Genomic DNA, 14,320 nt, shown 5'->3' with positions numbered 1-14,320 from the left:
CCGTGCCGCGACGCCGCATGCCGGAATGCCGAAGGTGGGAGGGCGAGGGAGCGTCGAAGGCCGACGGCAGAAGGATGACGGCCGACAAGGATCACCGCTGAAGGGGTGACCGGCCCCGCGCATCGCGCGGCGGGCTGATGTCCAGAAGGTCACTCACCAGGGGCGCGACGTCGATGGCCCGCTGGCGCGGCCACGTGCCTCCGTGCGGCAATCGCGGGCCGGCGGCAATCAGGATGCCCAGCATGTCCGGTCGTGTGGGCAGGAACCCGTGCTCGCCCGTCGGGCGCGCCCTGGTCCTCACGATCGGTCCCCCGTCCGTCGAGGTGGACACCATGTAGCCGGGACGCACGTCGATGCAGGCGTCGTGCCCGTTGGGTCCACCGAACCCGAGTCTCGCGCGCTCCGCGTCGGTGGCGTACACCCCGCTCACGATCGGCGCGGCGCCCTGCGGCGGGCGTGCCGACGTCAGCACCGCGATGGTCTTCTCGATGACGGCGCGCTTGCGCGTGGCCGGCACGACGCCGCCCTTCCACTCGTCGGTGTGCACGAGGAAGCAGTTGCGACCGAAGAGCACCTGCGACCTCGCGGCATCGACCCGGCCGCTCGCATCGAGGGCGACCAGGCCCGCGTCGCGCAGCAGCTGGTTGACCCGGAGTTCGTGCGTGACCGCCGCCATGCCGTGATCGCTGACGAACACGATGTGGTCACCTGCCTCCAGCAGGCCGACGTACGTCTCCACGGCGCGGTCGACGAGCTGGTAGCCCCAGCGCCGCCACTGGTCGTAGCGCGCGTCCTGCCGCGCCTGCCCCAGCCACGCGTGGTCGAGCTCGTCGGGCATGCTGACGTAGCCCACCAGGAGACGTGGCCTGTGTCGCTGCCACAGGAACGCGGCGTGCCGGATCGTCTGCCGCATGCCGAGTTCGAGCGTCTCGAGGTACCGACGCTCACGCGTGCCGTCGCCGCCCATGCCGAAGGGGCGCCCGCTCACCCCGGGCCGCTCCCACGGCTCGCCCTTGCCGTTGCCCACGAACCCGCCGGCAGCCTCGAGGAACGCGATGGCGTCGGCCCGCGCGACCGGCTCGCCCGTTGCGTAGACGGCCTCCTGCAGCACCGACTGGAACAACACCAGTGACGAGGCATCGGGGCTGATCTCGAACAGCCGGAAGTACGCCATCACCGGCGGCTGTCCGGGCAGGTCCACGAGCAGGCCGTCACTGAAATGGCGCGCCAGGGCCCGACCTCGCGGCAGGGCCTGTTCCGTCGGAGCCTGGCCGACGACGACGTGCCGCGGGTGGCCATCGACCCTGACGACGAGCTGCCGCGTGCCCTCCGCTGCCGTCGTGAGGGCGGCGCGGAAGGACACGGGACCCGCCCTCCAGGCCAGGCACACGCCGGCATCCGGCGGGTCATCGCGGTCGCACGGTACGCGCGCCATGTCGTCGCCCCCGAGCCAACGGGCAGGCGCCACCACCGGCGCCTGGTAGCCGTGCAGGATGGTGGGCGGCTGGGCGAGCCCGGCGCCGGTCGTCTCGGCGCGCAGGGGATACACCTGTGTGGCCTGTTGGGCCACCGTCCGGACGCCCTGCCGCGCCGCCGCGATCCACAGCGGTTCGGCGCGCAGTCCCTCGGACCGATAGCCGGAGACGTGCTCGGCGACCGGGTGCGCCGACCGAGGCGCGAGCGGCATCTCGTTGGACGTGATGCCGTTCACGTCGCCCCAGGCACCGGTCCAGAGGGCCGCATGCGTGTTGGCGGTGGTGCTCGGCATGTGCGACACGAGGCCCTCGGCCATCACGCCGCGGGCCCGGAGCGCACGGAGCGCCTGCAATTCCTGGCTGACGGGATCCTCGCGGAACAGCTGCGTGCCCATGCCGTCGAGGCTGACGAGGATCACGCGGCCCTGCCGGGCCTCGGGCTGGCGAGCCGGCGCCAGGGCGGGAATGGCGACGATGGCGAGCGGGAGGATCAGCGCCCAACCCGGGCCAACCAGGCGGCGCATCGGCTACGTCTCGCCGTGCGCCAGCAATGCGGTCACGATCGCGTCCCACTCCTCGTGGAGCGACCCGCGGAAGACCGGCCGGTCGGCGCGGGTGTACCAGTACCGCGCGTTGGACGCGTCGCCTTCCTTGCGGTGGAGGTAGGCATGTACCCAGGCGGCGTCCCGTGTCTCGAGGTCCTGCACCGTGGCATGGGCGCCGTGCCAGTCGTCGCGCGCGTCCTGCCACAGCGCGACGAGTTCCTGCGGAAGCCCGGCGGGTGGTTCCTGAAGGGTGCGCAGTTCCGCAGCCGTCATGGGGGAGATGCTACCGCAGGCTCAGGGCGCGCGGCCTACGACTCAGGGCTCAGGGCTCAGGGCTCAGGGCTCAGAAGCTCAGGGCTCAGAAGCTCACGCCCGTACTCGCATGCACGCGGGTGCCGATGCCGAGACCGCGCGCCACCGACAACTGGAACTGCAGGACTGGCGTGACCAGGAACATGCCCCCTCCTACACCCTCGATCCGCTCGACATCCTGCCAGCGCTGGCCGTGGTCCCACGTCGCGCCCGTGTCGTAGAAGCCGACGATGCCGAGCCGCGCCTGGCGCAGCACCGACGTGATCGGCAGCCGAGCCTCCACGGTGCCTGCCCACTGGTTGTCGCCGACCGCGTAGCCGGCGCGGACGCCGCGCAGCGTGTCGGCCCCACCGAGGATGGGCTTGGCGTATGCCGGCAATGGCGCGTCCGCGAACTCGGCCTGCACGCGGGCCGCGATCACCAGCTGCCCGATCACGCCGGCGTACGCGCGCAGGTCGTGTCGCCACCGCGATCGGGTGCCGTCGGGCACGCCGGAGCGCTCCGGATGCGCGAAGCCGACGCGTTGCCAGCTGCTGCGCGCGTACACGGCGTTGCGTGGGAACAGCGGATCGCGGCGCGTGTCGAGCTCGGCGAACAGGCCGCCGGACGTCATCTGGTCGTCCACCTCACCGAACGACACCGCAGCCGTGCCGGCCATTGCACCGACGCCGAACATCGGCCTCGGTCGCCACGCCATCTCGCCGTCGACGTAGCGGCGGTACTGCCCCTGCTCGAAATAGGGGTGCTCCTGCCGCCACAGGCCTGCCGCACCGCGGACGCGCGTCAGCCCGCGGGAGACCAGCCCGCTGTCGCGGGTCGCGGCATCGCCGGCCGTCGAACGCGCCCGCGTGAAGGTGTGATCGGCCTCGACGGCAAGCTGTCGCGTGCCGCCCCACGAGGCCGGGATCGACACGCGCGTCGTCGAGCGCTTCCCACCGACCAGTGAGGTGCGCACGCCGTACGTGAACCCGTATCCGTCGTCGAGGCTCAGGATCGGCAGGAACATCGCCTGGCTGCGCAGACGACCGAACACGCCGGGGATCGCGGGCACGCCCGCGTCGACGGCAGGACGCACCGATGCCAGCTCGGCGACGAGGATCACCAGCGCGACGCGCGAGGGGTCGTCGATGTAGCGGCTGCGCTGCCGGATCTCGACGCTCGAGAACCGGCCGCTGCGCTCGAGGCGGAGGCGCGCGGCCTCCACGGCTCCGGGCTCGAGGGCCACGCCAACCGTGATGGCAGCCAGGCGGAGCACTTCCTCGTCGGGCGTCGAGTGGTTGCCGTGGACCCGAACCTCCTCCACCACGAATGGCACCTGTGCCCGCAGGGCGACAGGCAGCGCCACGGCGAGGACGCCCGCGACGAGCGCGAGTCTGGCGATCCGCCGGATCACTTGTCGTCGTCCTTCACGCGGAAGCGCACCTGCACGTCGGCCTGCCGGTAGTCGCTGAAGCGCCGGGCGTACTCGGCGCGGTAGGTGCCGGTGGCCAGCGTGATCGCGCCCTCCACGGCCAGCGACTCCGGCAGCCACACGCCGGGGAACGGCTGCCCCATTGTCATCGTCGCCGTGGCCGTGTCGACGCGCACGAGCGCGCGGCCGGGAAGGAAGTTGAAGTCGACGTTGTCGAACGTGTACCTGACGATCTGATCCACCGCCGGATCGACCCACAGTGTGACCAGCGAGACCTTGTTCATGGCCTGCTCGAGGCGCTCCTCGGCGTCGAGGCTGACGCTGCGCTGCTTGCCGCCAGAGTCAGCCTCGGCCTTGCGCTCGCGCCGCCCCTCCTCGAAGTCGTCGGCGAAGAGCCGCTTCGGGTAGTACTCGACGCGCAGGACCTCGCGCCCCGCGAGCCGCTCGCGCCCCGCGAAGAAGTAGTTGCCGGGCTCGAAGCGGAAGCGCAGGATCTGCACCTCCGAGATGAAGCGCGGCTCGCCGCTGCGCACGGCGGCCTCGACATCCCGTGGCGTGGCCTCGGGTGCCGCGGCCCGGCGGCTCGCCCTGTCCGCGCGCTCGTCCTCGGACTTCTGCCAGTCGGCCTCGGCCTGGCGACGGGTCTCCTCGCCGATCGCCACGCCATTGACCCGCACCGGGCTTCTCACGGCGCGCCCCTCGCGGGCCACCCACAGGAACTCCTTGTCCACCCCGACCAGTGGCCGGCCGTCGGGGCCCACGAGGCGGAACGTCTCGCGCTCGGCCAGCAGGTACTCCTGCAGGCGGCGCCACGACTGGTCGCGGTTGGCGAGCACCCGCGCCATCAGTGCATCGAGGTCGGACGGCGGCCTGGCGGCGGCCGGCGGGGGCACGGGGGACTGCGTCTGCGACGAGGCAGGCACGGCAAGGACGAGGGCCGCGAGGAGCACGGCAGGGAGGGTCGTGAGCAGCGTCTGGCGCATTGGTCCTCAGTGACATACGAGAGAACTCCGCCTTCGGGGTGCATCCCGCCCCGGACTGGCGGCACGTCTGTGGCACGCCCGTGAAGAAACGGCGACGACCCGCCGTTTCCTTGAACCGCCACCCCTGGCGCGCGTAGTGTCGGGGCATGACGTTGCCGCTTCGTCGAGTCGTGTTCTGGCTGCACCTCTGCGCGGGTGTCTCCGCCGGACTCGTGGTCGTGCTGATGTCGGTCACCGGCGTCCTGCTCGCCTACGAGAAGCAGATCACCCGCTGGGCCGACGGTTATCACGGCGCGCCGGCCACCCCGGGCCAGCCGCGGCTCCCGATCGAGCGGATCGTCGAGAAGGCGCGGGCCGCCCACGGCGCCGGCGCCCCCGCCTCGGTCACTCTGCGCAATGCGGCCGATGCGCCGGTGGAAGTGAGCTTCGGGCGCGAGGGCTCGGTATTCCTCCACGCCTACACGGGGGAGGTGCTCGGCACCGGCTCGGCCTCGGCGCGTGCCTTCTTCCGCTCGACGATGGAGTGGCACCGCTGGCTGGCGCTGAAGGACGCCGGTCGTGCGACGGGCAAGATGGTCACCGGCGTGAGCAACCTCGTGTTCCTGTTCATCGTGATGAGCGGCTTCTACCTGTGGTGGCCGCGCACCTGGACGTGGACGCAGTTCCGGCAGGTGCTCTGGTTCCGTGGCGGCCTGTCGGGCAAGGCGCGCGACTTCAACTGGCACCACGTGATCGGCTACTGGAGCCTCGTGCCGCTGGCGGTGATCGTCTGGTCGGGGGCGGTGATCGGCTACCCGTGGGCCAGCGACCTGACGTTCCGGATGGCCGGCGAGGCGCCGCCCCAGGGCGGGCCGCAGCGGCCCGGCGAGGGTGGCCCGCCGCGGCCGGGCGGTCCCGACGGCGGTGAGCGGCGCCCGGGGCCCGAGGGCGGGCGCGAGCAGCACGAGGCGCCAGCCATGGCGGACGCGACGCCCGGACTGACGCTCGGCGCGCTCGTCGCCAGGGCCGAGGCACACACCGCCGACTGGACGATCATCAGCGCCCGGCTACCGCGACCGTCCGATCCCGTCGTCCAGGTGAGCGTCGACACGGGCACCGGCGCGCAGCCGCAGAAGCGCGGCACATTGACGCTCGATCGGGCGACTGGCGCGACGAAGAAGTGGGAAGGGTTCGAGGCGCAGAGCCGCGGCCGCCAGTGGCGCACGTGGATGCGCTTCGTGCACACCGGCGAGTACTACGGCCTGATCGGCCAGACGGTTGCGATGCTGGTGTCGGCGGGCGCGGTGGTGCTGGCCTGGACCGGCCTGGCGCTGACGTGGCGGCGCTTCACTGCCTGGCGCCGCCGCTCACCACGGGTGGCCACGCGCGCGGCGTGAGCACCCGTGGTGGCAATCTGAAGTTTGAAATTCGAAATTCAGGGGCGCGGGCCTTCGGCCACGCGCCGCCCATCGTCGCCAGGCAACGAAGTCCGCGTACCACGACGGCCGGAGGCTTCACCAGCCCCCGACATTCCGGCATCGCGGCATCGCGGCATTCTCAGGGTAGGGCGGCGTGTCCCACGCCGCCGTTGGTGTGCACGGCGCGGTGGGACACAGATTGGATGAAGTGGCTGGCCCCCGCGAGCTGACGGGAGGCCCGTCGCTCACACTGACACGTGCTCGAGGCACACAGTGAGAGGAGCCAGCCATGGACCATGTTGCAATCGATCTCGGCGGAAGGGAATCCCAGATTTGCGTGCGGCGGCCCGACGGGACCGTCGTCGAGGAGCGGCGGCTGCGGACGCACGAGGTGCCGCGGTACCTGGGCGAGCGGCCCGGCAGCCGAGTGATTGTCGAGACGTGCAGTGAGGCCTTCTGGGTGGCCGACGCGGCACGGGCGGCCGGGCATGAGGTGCGGGTGGTGCCGGCGACCCTGGCGCCGACCCTGGGCGTGGGGGCGCGCCGGATGAAGACGGACCGGCGTGATGCGCAGGTGCTCAGCGAGGTGTCCTGCCGCATCGACCTGCCGTCGGTGCATATCCCGAGCGCCGAGGCGCGGGCGGCCAAGACGCTCTGCGGCATGCGCGACGGGCTGGTGCGCAGTCGCACGCTCCTGCTCAATACCGTGCGCGGCTGGCTGCGGACGCAGGGCCGCCGGCTGGCGAGTGGCAGCGTGCACACCTTCGGGGCGCGCGTCCGCGCCGCGGTAGGCGAGCCCCTCCCGAGCTACGTGGCCCGGCAGCTGCAGCTGCTGGAGCACCTGCATGCCGCCATCGCGGACGCCGACCGCGAGGTGACGGCCTGGGCCACGGGCGACCCGGTCGCGCGCCGCTTGCTGACGGTCCCCGGAGTCGGCCCGGTGACCGCCGTGCGGTTTGTGGCGGCGCTCGACGACCACACGCGCTTCGACGGCGCGCACGCGGTGGAGGCGTATGTCGGGCTGGTGCCCGGCCAGGACTCGAGTGGCGCGCGGACGCGTCACCTGGGGATTACCAAAGCGGGGAGCCGCAGCCTGCGCTGGTGCCTCGTCCAGGCCGCGCACTGCGCGAAACGGACGCTGAAGCCGGGGCCGCTCCGCGACTGGGTCGACGCCGTGCAGCACCGGCGCGGGCGCCAGGTCGCCGTCGTGGCCTTGGCGCGCAAGTTGACCGGCATCCTGTATGCGATCTGGCGGGATGGCACCCGCTTCGACCCGCACCGGACCAACGCCGCGCCGCTGGCCGGGTAACCGCGCCACGGCGGCACCGCCCTGCTGGGGTCGGCTGCCACGCGCGGGTGATCGCGAGTAGGGCGGTTCTGGCGCCTTCGGGCGACCACGAGGAACCGATGTGCGACCCCGCCCCGCAGCAACCTAGTGCGCCCCTGAGCGCGAATACTCGACTGGAGCAGCCCGATCCCCCGAGGCAGGACCGATGTATCCCCCCGCGCGGGGGCCTGCGCCCCCGCGACGGGACTGATCTGCCCTTGACCCGGCCAGCCACTTCATACTCGCGCCCTACCATTGCCCTCTACGTCAGCTTCCAGCCGGCCCGCCACTGCCGGCGCAGGAACTGCTCCGCGTCCGGCGCATTGGCGATCTTCATGTTCGCCGCGTCGTACTGGATCTTCTTGCCCGCGTTGAGGGCCACCACTCCGAGCAGCATCACCTCGGTCAGGCGCGCCGCGTAGGAGAACGGCGACGAGGCTTCCTGGCGGCCGCGGATCGCGTCGATCCAGTTGATCTCGTGCGTCGTCGGGATGCGCTTGAACTTCTGCGGCGGCTTGGGCGCGTTGGCTGCCGCACCGAGCAGGCGCGGGCGCGCGCCGTAGGTCTCGTGAATCAGCTTGCCCTTGCTGCCCACATAGAGCACGCCACCACCCTTGTCGAGCTCCTCGGCGCCGATCTCCTCGGGCTTGGGCGGCAGCAGGCCGCCGTCGTACCACGTGACCTTGACGGCCGGCATCGAGCCACGCGCCGGGAAGTCGTAGTAGGTGGTGGTGGCCATCGGGTAGGTGGCCTTGTTGTACGGCGTCGACTGCGTCTCGATCGTCGTCGGATACCCGAGTTCGAGGGCCCAGTACGCGTGGTCGATCAGGTGCGCGCCCATGTCGCCGATCGCGCCGACGCCCCAGTCGGTCCAGCCGCGCCAGTTGAACGGGTGATAGACCGGGTGATACGGCACCTGCGGGGCGGGTCCGAGGAACAGGTCCCAATTGAGCTTGTCGGGAACGGGATGCGTGCCGGCGTCGAGCGTGCCCGCGAGCTTGTCCATCACGAACCGCAGGTTGTACGGCTGGCTGGCGTCGGGCGACGCCGTCAGCTTCGACGGCTCGGGACGCGGGATGCCCTGCGGCCAGTACGCGAGCGGGCGGTTGGTCCAGATGTGCACCTCGCGGACCTCGCCGATGGTGCCCGACTGGATGTACTCGTTCACCAGCCGCGCGTCGTCGGTCGAGTGGCCCTGGTTGCCCATCTGGGTGACGAGCTTCGGGTTGTCGGCGGCCTTCTTGCCGAGCGCGCGGCACTCCTCCACCGACCAGGCCAGCGGCTTCTGCACGTACACGTGCTTGCCGAGGCTCATCGCCGCCGTCGCGATCACCGCATGCGTGTGATCGGGCGTGGCGATCACCACCGCGTCGATGTCCTTCTGCTTCTCGAGCATCTCGCGGTAGTCGACGTACCTGGCGGCCTTGGCCTGCTTGGCCGAGAGCTGCTTCTGCAGGTCGATGGTGGCCTGCGCCCGCTGGCGCTGCTCCGGCGTGCCGGTGGTCGCCTCGGCAAGGCGCTTCTCGGCCAGCGCGATCTGCTGCGGCAGCGCGTCGAAGCCCTTCTGCGCGTAGCCCCAGTCCACGTCGCACAGCGCGACGATGTTCTGGCCGGCGAGTTGGGTCATGTTCGACCGGCCCATGCCGCCGACGCCGACGCCGGCGACGTTCACGAGGTCGCTCGGCGCCGTCTGCCCCTTGCCGAGCACATGGCGCGGGACGATGGTCAGGCCGGCAGCGGCCATGCCAGCGGCGCGGACGAAGTCGCGACGCGGCAAGCCTTGTTGGTCGGTCTTTCGCTGATCACTCATGCGGAGAACTCCTGGGTGCGGCGCGCGACGCGCGCCCGGATCTAAGGCGTTGCCGCCTAGCTTACTGCCGGCGGCTGGCAGGTGGATACCGTGGACTGACCACCCACGGCCGGCGCCTGCCCGATTGACGGCGCTGCCCGCCCGCAGCCAGGCTCGAACGCATCCAATTCGAGCCGCCTCTACCGGGCGGATTGTGTTCGTTCCTCGGCGTGTCGCCGCGAAGGAGGGGGAACCATGCGTCACCTGGTCCTGGGCCTTGCCATGGCCGCTGCCCTGTCTCGCATCGTCTCGACCGCGAGTTGGCGATGACCTACTCTGGCGCGCCGACCATGCAGCCGGGTGAGCGGGTGCTCCTGTTCCTCGATCGCGAGGGCGCCGACCCCGACGGCGCTGACCGTGAGCGGCTTCTCGCAGGGCACGTACGCAATCGTGACCGACGCCTCCGGCGAGGCGTACGTGTCGCGCGACCTCACCACCCTGACGCTCGTGGGCGACGGCGTGACGTTCCAGCGGTACACCGCCAGCAATTACGCCTTCCGATTCGCGCTGACGCTCGCTCCCTGGGTGCCGTAACGCCGCGCCCTGACCGACGCAGACACGAACGCCGCGCTCCCGGGGGGCGCGGCGTTCGGCATCACCCGGCTGCCAGTCTCCCCGGCATCACGCGCGAACGGCGTCGTAGGTCGGCTGCTCCAGGTGCCCGTCCTCGCCGAAGCGCAAGGACTGCCCCTTGTGGCCGTCGAAGCGCAATGCCCGAACGTCGTGCTCGCCCGCGGCTGCCCGCAGCGCGACGTCGAAGGCCACCTTCACGGCCATCCAGCCGCGCCATGCGCGCTCGTCCATCGGGAAGCCGGCCCGACGCGCGAAGCGCTCGTTGAGCGAGGCGGCACCGTCGACCCTCAGGTCATGGCGCCAGTCGCACGAGGCGGCCCCCGGCCGCGAGGACGAGGCCACCGACCAGGCGCCGGCGCGCCAGTGCGTGAGGCGGCAGGTGTGGATGCGTGCCGGCCAGGCCGGCCCGTCCGTCCAGCCGTCGGGGCCGTCGGCGTCCTTCATCACCACGAACACCGCGTCATCGGCATCGGCAGCCGCGCCATCCCGGTGCACCCGGAGCCGCACGCCGAGGAGCCGTGCCGCCTCGGTCACGTCGTGGAGACCGAGTTCCACGCCGGCGCGCAAGGCGTCCGAGACGGGACCGACTTCCCTGGGCAGGGCGATGCTCACCGACCGTAACGCGGCCGCCGCCGGCGCCCACCCCGTGAGGAGGAGGCCGGGCACACCGAGGCTGACGGTTCGAAGATAGGCACGGCGTTGGGCCGACGCGGGAGCAGATGTTCGCATCACGACGGGCACCCTGCTTGCAGCTTTCCTGCCATATGGCGCAGCTGGCCCAGATCGACGCGGAGCGGGGGTCGATCAGGCTGCCGTCGGCTCCGACGTGGGACACCCTGGTCGGGGCTGTGTGCCGCCCGGCTTGGCGAGCCCGAGCGACGGACGGTGCGTTTGGCGGGGGTCCGACGAGGCCAGGTGTGTTCATTGATGAGACACACCGTCTCGCATCCCGACGCTTCGTGGCGCCTCAGGCGGCGCTCACGGTTGAGCTGGATGGCAGTTCGTGAGCCGTGCTGGCATCGGCGCCGACCAGGTGGGCCACCTGGACAATCCGCGCCTGCGCCGGCTGCGCATACCGCGACGCCGACCCGCCGGCCGCGGTGGGCACCGCGGTCGCACGGGGTGACGTCGACATCGCCGTCGTCTGGGGAACCACTGGCGGGCTCGGCGCTGACATCAGGCGCGGTCGGCAGGCCCGTCGGGTCCTGCCGCCGCGGTGCCGAGGCTCACGGGGTCATCACCACCTTCAGGCACTCGTCTTCCTTCATCGAGAACGTCCGGTAGCCCTCCGAGACGTCGTCGAGCGACAGGCGGTGCGTGATGATGAAGGTCGGGTCGATCTCGCCGCTCCGGATGCGCTCGAGCAGCGGACGCATGTAGCGATGCACGTGCGTCTGGCCGGACTTGATGGTCAGCGCACGGTTGACGATGGCGCCCATCGGGAACTTGTCGATGAAGCCGCCGTACACGCCGGCCACCGAGATCGTCCCGCCGCTGCGACAGTTCATGATCGCCTCGCGCAACGCGACCGGGCGATCGGTCTCCATCATCATCAGGGTCTTGGCCTTGTCGTAGGCGCCCTTGAGGCCGGGGGCGTGGCCCTCGAGGCCGACCGCGTCGATGCAGTGATCCGGTCCGCGGCCGGCCGTCATCTCGCGCAAGGCCTCCGGCACCGACACTTCCTCGTAGTTGATCACCTCGGCGCCCGCCTTCTCGGCGGCGATTCGGAGCCGATACGGGAACCTGTCGATGGCGATGACCTTCGAGGCGCCCAGCATGTAGGCGCTCTTGATCGCGAACTGCCCGACCGGCCCGCAGCCCCACACGGCCACCACGTCGCCCGGCGCGATGCCGCACGCCTCGGCCGCCATGAAGCCCGTGGGAAAGATGTCGGACAGGAACAGCACCTGCTCGTCGGTCAGTTCATCGGGCACCTTCAGCGGCCCGACGTCGGCAAACGGCACGCGGGCATACTCGGCCTGCCCGCCCGGGTAGCCGCCCATGATGTGCGAGTACCCGAAGATGCCACACGGCGTGTAGCCGTACATCTGCTCGCCCATCCACGCGTTGGGGTTCGAGTTCTCGCACAGCGAGTACTTCTCGCGCGTGCACGGCTCGCAGTGCCCGCACGCGATCGGGAACGGCACGACGACGCGATCGCCCTTGCGAAGCGTGCCGACGCCGCTGCCCGTCTCGACGACCTCCCCCATGAACTCGTGGCCGACGATGTCGCCCTTCTTCATCGCCGGGATGAAGCCGTTGTACAGGTGCAGGTCCGAGCCGCAGATGGCCGTGCGCGTGATCCGGATGATCGCGTCGCGCGGGTTGAGGATCTTCGGGTCGGCGACGTGCTCGACGTGGATGTCCTGGCGTCCGTGCCAGCAGGCGGCCTTCATGCGTGACCTCCTTCCAGTCGCGCACCGGCGCCGACCAGTTCTGGCGACACGCCGGCCAGCGCGCCGATCTCCTGCACGTCGGAGGCGGGCTGCGCCGCGCGCAGGCCCGAGCCCTCCGCCAGCGGGATCTCGCCGGTCTCCATCAGCTGCTTGAAGCGCCGCAGATCCTCCTTCACCTGCTGTCGCGGTTCCTCGCCGAAGAGCCACGCGATGCCGCGGCCCAGCGAGCCGGCTGGCGGCTTGTACTCGAGGTGCACGTGCACCTCGGTGCCGCGATCGGCTGCCGCGCGCGTGAAGCGCACCTCGCCGTGGTTGTGGACGTCGGCATTCTCGAGCGAACGCCAGGCGATACGATGCGGCGCCTCTTCGGCCACGGTCTCGGCATCCCACGACACGGCGATGCCCGCCGGGCCCGTCGCGGTCCAGCGGGTCCGCCCCTCGGCGAGTGTCTCGACAGACGTCAGGTGACGCATGAACCGCGGCAGGTTCCCGTAGTCCTTCCAGAAGGCGAACACCTCGTCGATGGGGCGCTTCACGGTCACGGCCTGGTCGACGAAGACGTGCGTCGCGCGGCGCGCCCTGTCGGTCGAGGCGGGCATCGCCCAGCTCGCATCGTCGGCGAGGGTCCGCGCGCAGATGATGTCGAGGGCCGTCACGCCCGCGACGGCAGCCGCCGCGAGGGCGACGCGCGATCGATCGGCCGAGTCCTCGTTGGCCGCCGACCCGAGGAACGCGAGGTCGATCGCATCCCCACCGACGCGGGACCACGCCCAGCCGGCCTGGCGAGGTTGAGCGAGCATGCCGAGGCCACTCGCGATCTCGCGGGCCCCGAAGGCGCGCAGGACGTTGACGAGCCGTGGATCGTCCGGGATGCCGATGAGTCGCGCCACCGTGCGGGGCGCGGCGAGTTCGGCGGTTCCCAGCGCGAGACTGAACCAGCCGAGTCCGGCGGCCAGTCGCTCGTGCGAATGACGCGCCTGCGCGTACGTTTGCATGGGTCTGCTCCACGGGCGCTCGACGTGCGGACCACCCGCACCGGACACCCGCGAGCGATGACTGCAAGGGTGGATCCCGGACGCTCCGGGAATACCCAGCCGCGCGCTCCTCGAGCGAGCGCGGCTCAGGCGTCAGGTGCCGACTCGGCGGCCCTGGAGACGCGCCTGATGCTGGCGGCCAGTTCCTGCCGGCTCGCGGGTCGCCCGAGCGGCGTCACCACGAGCGTCCCCTCCTCGCTCCACTGCACGCGCACCGCATCGCCGATCTTCAAGCCGGACAGATCGAGCAGCAGGTCGTCGAGGCCGATGGCTGCGGTGTCGCCGACGCGCATCACTGACGTGATCATGTCCACGACGATCGGCGAGGCCCGGTGGGTGCGTCAACCTGGTCCTGCACGGGCACGGCAGAGCCGACGCTCGACGGGGCCGTGAACTCGACGACGCGCGGGAAACGCTGAGGGGGAAAGTCCGGAGGAGTGCTGGCGGGGGAGGGCCGCCGGCAGTGGCGCGGAGCGCTCAGGACCGGGAGGGGCCGCCATCCCCGCCGGCCGTGGGAGAGGCCTTCGACACGTTCGGCGACACGCCCATGTCGAGGAGCACCTGCTGCACGAGGTGGCGCCCGAGGCCGGTATCGCGCGCGAGGGCACGCACGCTGAGGGACGTTCCCGGAGGTACGGCGGCCAGGCGCTGGGCGATCAGTTCGCGCGCCTGATCACGGGCCCGACGAGGCCTGCCGGGGCGCGGCGCGTCGGTGGTGAGGGCCTCGATCCCGCCGAAGCGGAAGCGGTCACGCCAGAGCCGGATGGTCGGCTCGCTGATGTTCAGGACCTGGGAGGCGCGGTGCACGGAATAGCCGGAGGCCAGTTGCAGGATGATCCGGCTGCGGCGGACGACGCGGGCGGGAGTACCGGGAGACGAGACCCAGCGGATCAACTGATCCCGTTGGTACTCGCTCAGGACGATTGGCACCTTCGGAGTGACGGACACGTAACTGGCTTCCTCCATGGGCGGTGGCAAAGCCGTTGGCGTCCGGGCGAGTGGCCCGTCCCGGCGCTCG

13 protein-coding genes are annotated in these 14,320 nt (G+C 71.3%); 3 read left to right on the top strand and 10 right to left on the bottom strand.

All coding sequences use genetic code 11. The features are described 5' to 3' along the window. Positions 1-91: 91 nt before the first annotated feature. The 4 genes from TBR22_RS01245 to TBR22_RS01230 all read right to left on the bottom strand — a co-directional run bounded on the left by TBR22_RS01245 (position 92) and on the right by TBR22_RS01230 (position 4,726). On the bottom strand, positions 92-1,999 hold the full coding sequence (locus TBR22_RS01245; protein ID WP_239491131.1) for an alkaline phosphatase family protein: 1,908 nt from the start codon (positions 1,997-1,999) through the stop codon (positions 92-94). 3 nt (positions 2,000-2,002) lie between these two features. Further along, a complete protein-coding gene (locus TBR22_RS01240; RefSeq protein ID WP_239491130.1) occupies positions 2,003-2,293 on the bottom strand; it encodes a hypothetical protein in 291 nt (96 codons plus the stop codon). Between the two features lie 85 nt (positions 2,294-2,378). Further along, positions 2,379-3,725, bottom strand: coding sequence for a BamA/TamA family outer membrane protein (locus TBR22_RS01235; RefSeq protein WP_239491129.1), 1,347 nt, complete (start codon positions 3,723-3,725; stop codon positions 2,379-2,381). Beyond that, a complete protein-coding gene (locus tag TBR22_RS01230) occupies positions 3,722-4,726 on the bottom strand; it encodes a hypothetical protein (RefSeq protein WP_239491128.1) in 1,005 nt (334 codons plus the stop codon). Before TBR22_RS01230 ends, TBR22_RS01235 begins: the two co-directional genes overlap by 4 nt. A 146-nt stretch (positions 4,727-4,872) precedes the next feature. On the opposite strand from TBR22_RS01230, the gene TBR22_RS01225 reads away from it, so the two are divergent. Both TBR22_RS01225 and TBR22_RS01220 read left to right on the top strand, forming a co-directional pair. Next, positions 4,873-6,102, top strand: a complete 1,230-nt coding sequence (locus TBR22_RS01225; RefSeq protein ID WP_239491127.1) for a PepSY domain-containing protein — start codon at positions 4,873-4,875, stop codon at positions 6,100-6,102. A 310-nt stretch (positions 6,103-6,412) separates the two neighbouring features. After that, the gene (locus TBR22_RS01220; protein ID WP_239491126.1) at positions 6,413-7,432 is read left to right on the top strand and encodes an IS110 family transposase; all 1,020 of its coding nucleotides are present in this window, start codon (positions 6,413-6,415) and stop codon (positions 7,430-7,432) included. Between the two features lie 280 nt (positions 7,433-7,712). Here the strand turns inward: TBR22_RS01220 and TBR22_RS01215 are convergent, their stop codons facing one another. Beyond that, positions 7,713-9,260, bottom strand: a complete 1,548-nt coding sequence (locus TBR22_RS01215) for a Gfo/Idh/MocA family protein (RefSeq protein WP_239491125.1) — start codon at positions 9,258-9,260, stop codon at positions 7,713-7,715. A gap of 396 nt (positions 9,261-9,656) precedes the next feature. Here TBR22_RS01215 and TBR22_RS01210 point away from each other — a divergent pair, with 396 nt between their 5' ends. After that, the gene (locus TBR22_RS01210) at positions 9,657-9,833 is read left to right on the top strand and encodes a hypothetical protein (protein ID WP_239491124.1); all 177 of its coding nucleotides are present in this window, start codon (positions 9,657-9,659) and stop codon (positions 9,831-9,833) included. Between the two features lie 87 nt (positions 9,834-9,920). On the opposite strand, the gene TBR22_RS01205 is transcribed toward TBR22_RS01210, so the two are convergent. From TBR22_RS01205 to TBR22_RS01185, 5 genes are all read right to left on the bottom strand, one after another. Continuing rightward, entirely contained in the window at positions 9,921-10,538 is a 618-nt protein-coding gene (locus TBR22_RS01205) for a hypothetical protein (protein ID WP_239491123.1), read from the bottom strand. Between the two features lie 560 nt (positions 10,539-11,098). Continuing rightward, a complete protein-coding gene (locus tag TBR22_RS01200; RefSeq protein WP_239491122.1) occupies positions 11,099-12,268 on the bottom strand; it encodes a zinc-dependent alcohol dehydrogenase in 1,170 nt (389 codons plus the stop codon). Further along, complete coding sequence (locus TBR22_RS01195) at positions 12,265-13,263, bottom strand: SRPBCC family protein (RefSeq protein WP_239491121.1); 999 nt, start codon at positions 13,261-13,263, stop codon at positions 12,265-12,267. Before TBR22_RS01195 ends, TBR22_RS01200 begins: the two co-directional genes overlap by 4 nt. Before the next feature lie 125 nt (positions 13,264-13,388). Next, positions 13,389-13,610 (bottom strand): hypothetical protein, encoded by a 222-nt coding sequence (locus TBR22_RS01190; protein WP_239491120.1) that lies wholly within the window; start codon positions 13,608-13,610, stop codon positions 13,389-13,391. Between the two features lie 169 nt (positions 13,611-13,779). Further along, complete coding sequence (locus TBR22_RS01185) at positions 13,780-14,250, bottom strand: helix-turn-helix domain-containing protein (protein ID WP_239491119.1); 471 nt, start codon at positions 14,248-14,250, stop codon at positions 13,780-13,782. Positions 14,251-14,320 lie beyond the last annotated feature (70 nt).

Origin of the sequence: Luteitalea sp. TBR-22 (assembly GCF_016865485.1) — a bacterium.
Lineage (GTDB): Bacteria > Acidobacteriota > Vicinamibacteria > Vicinamibacterales > Vicinamibacteraceae > Luteitalea.
Note: the sequence above shows the minus strand (reverse complement) of the source record. Positions and strands in the feature narration are given on the sequence as shown.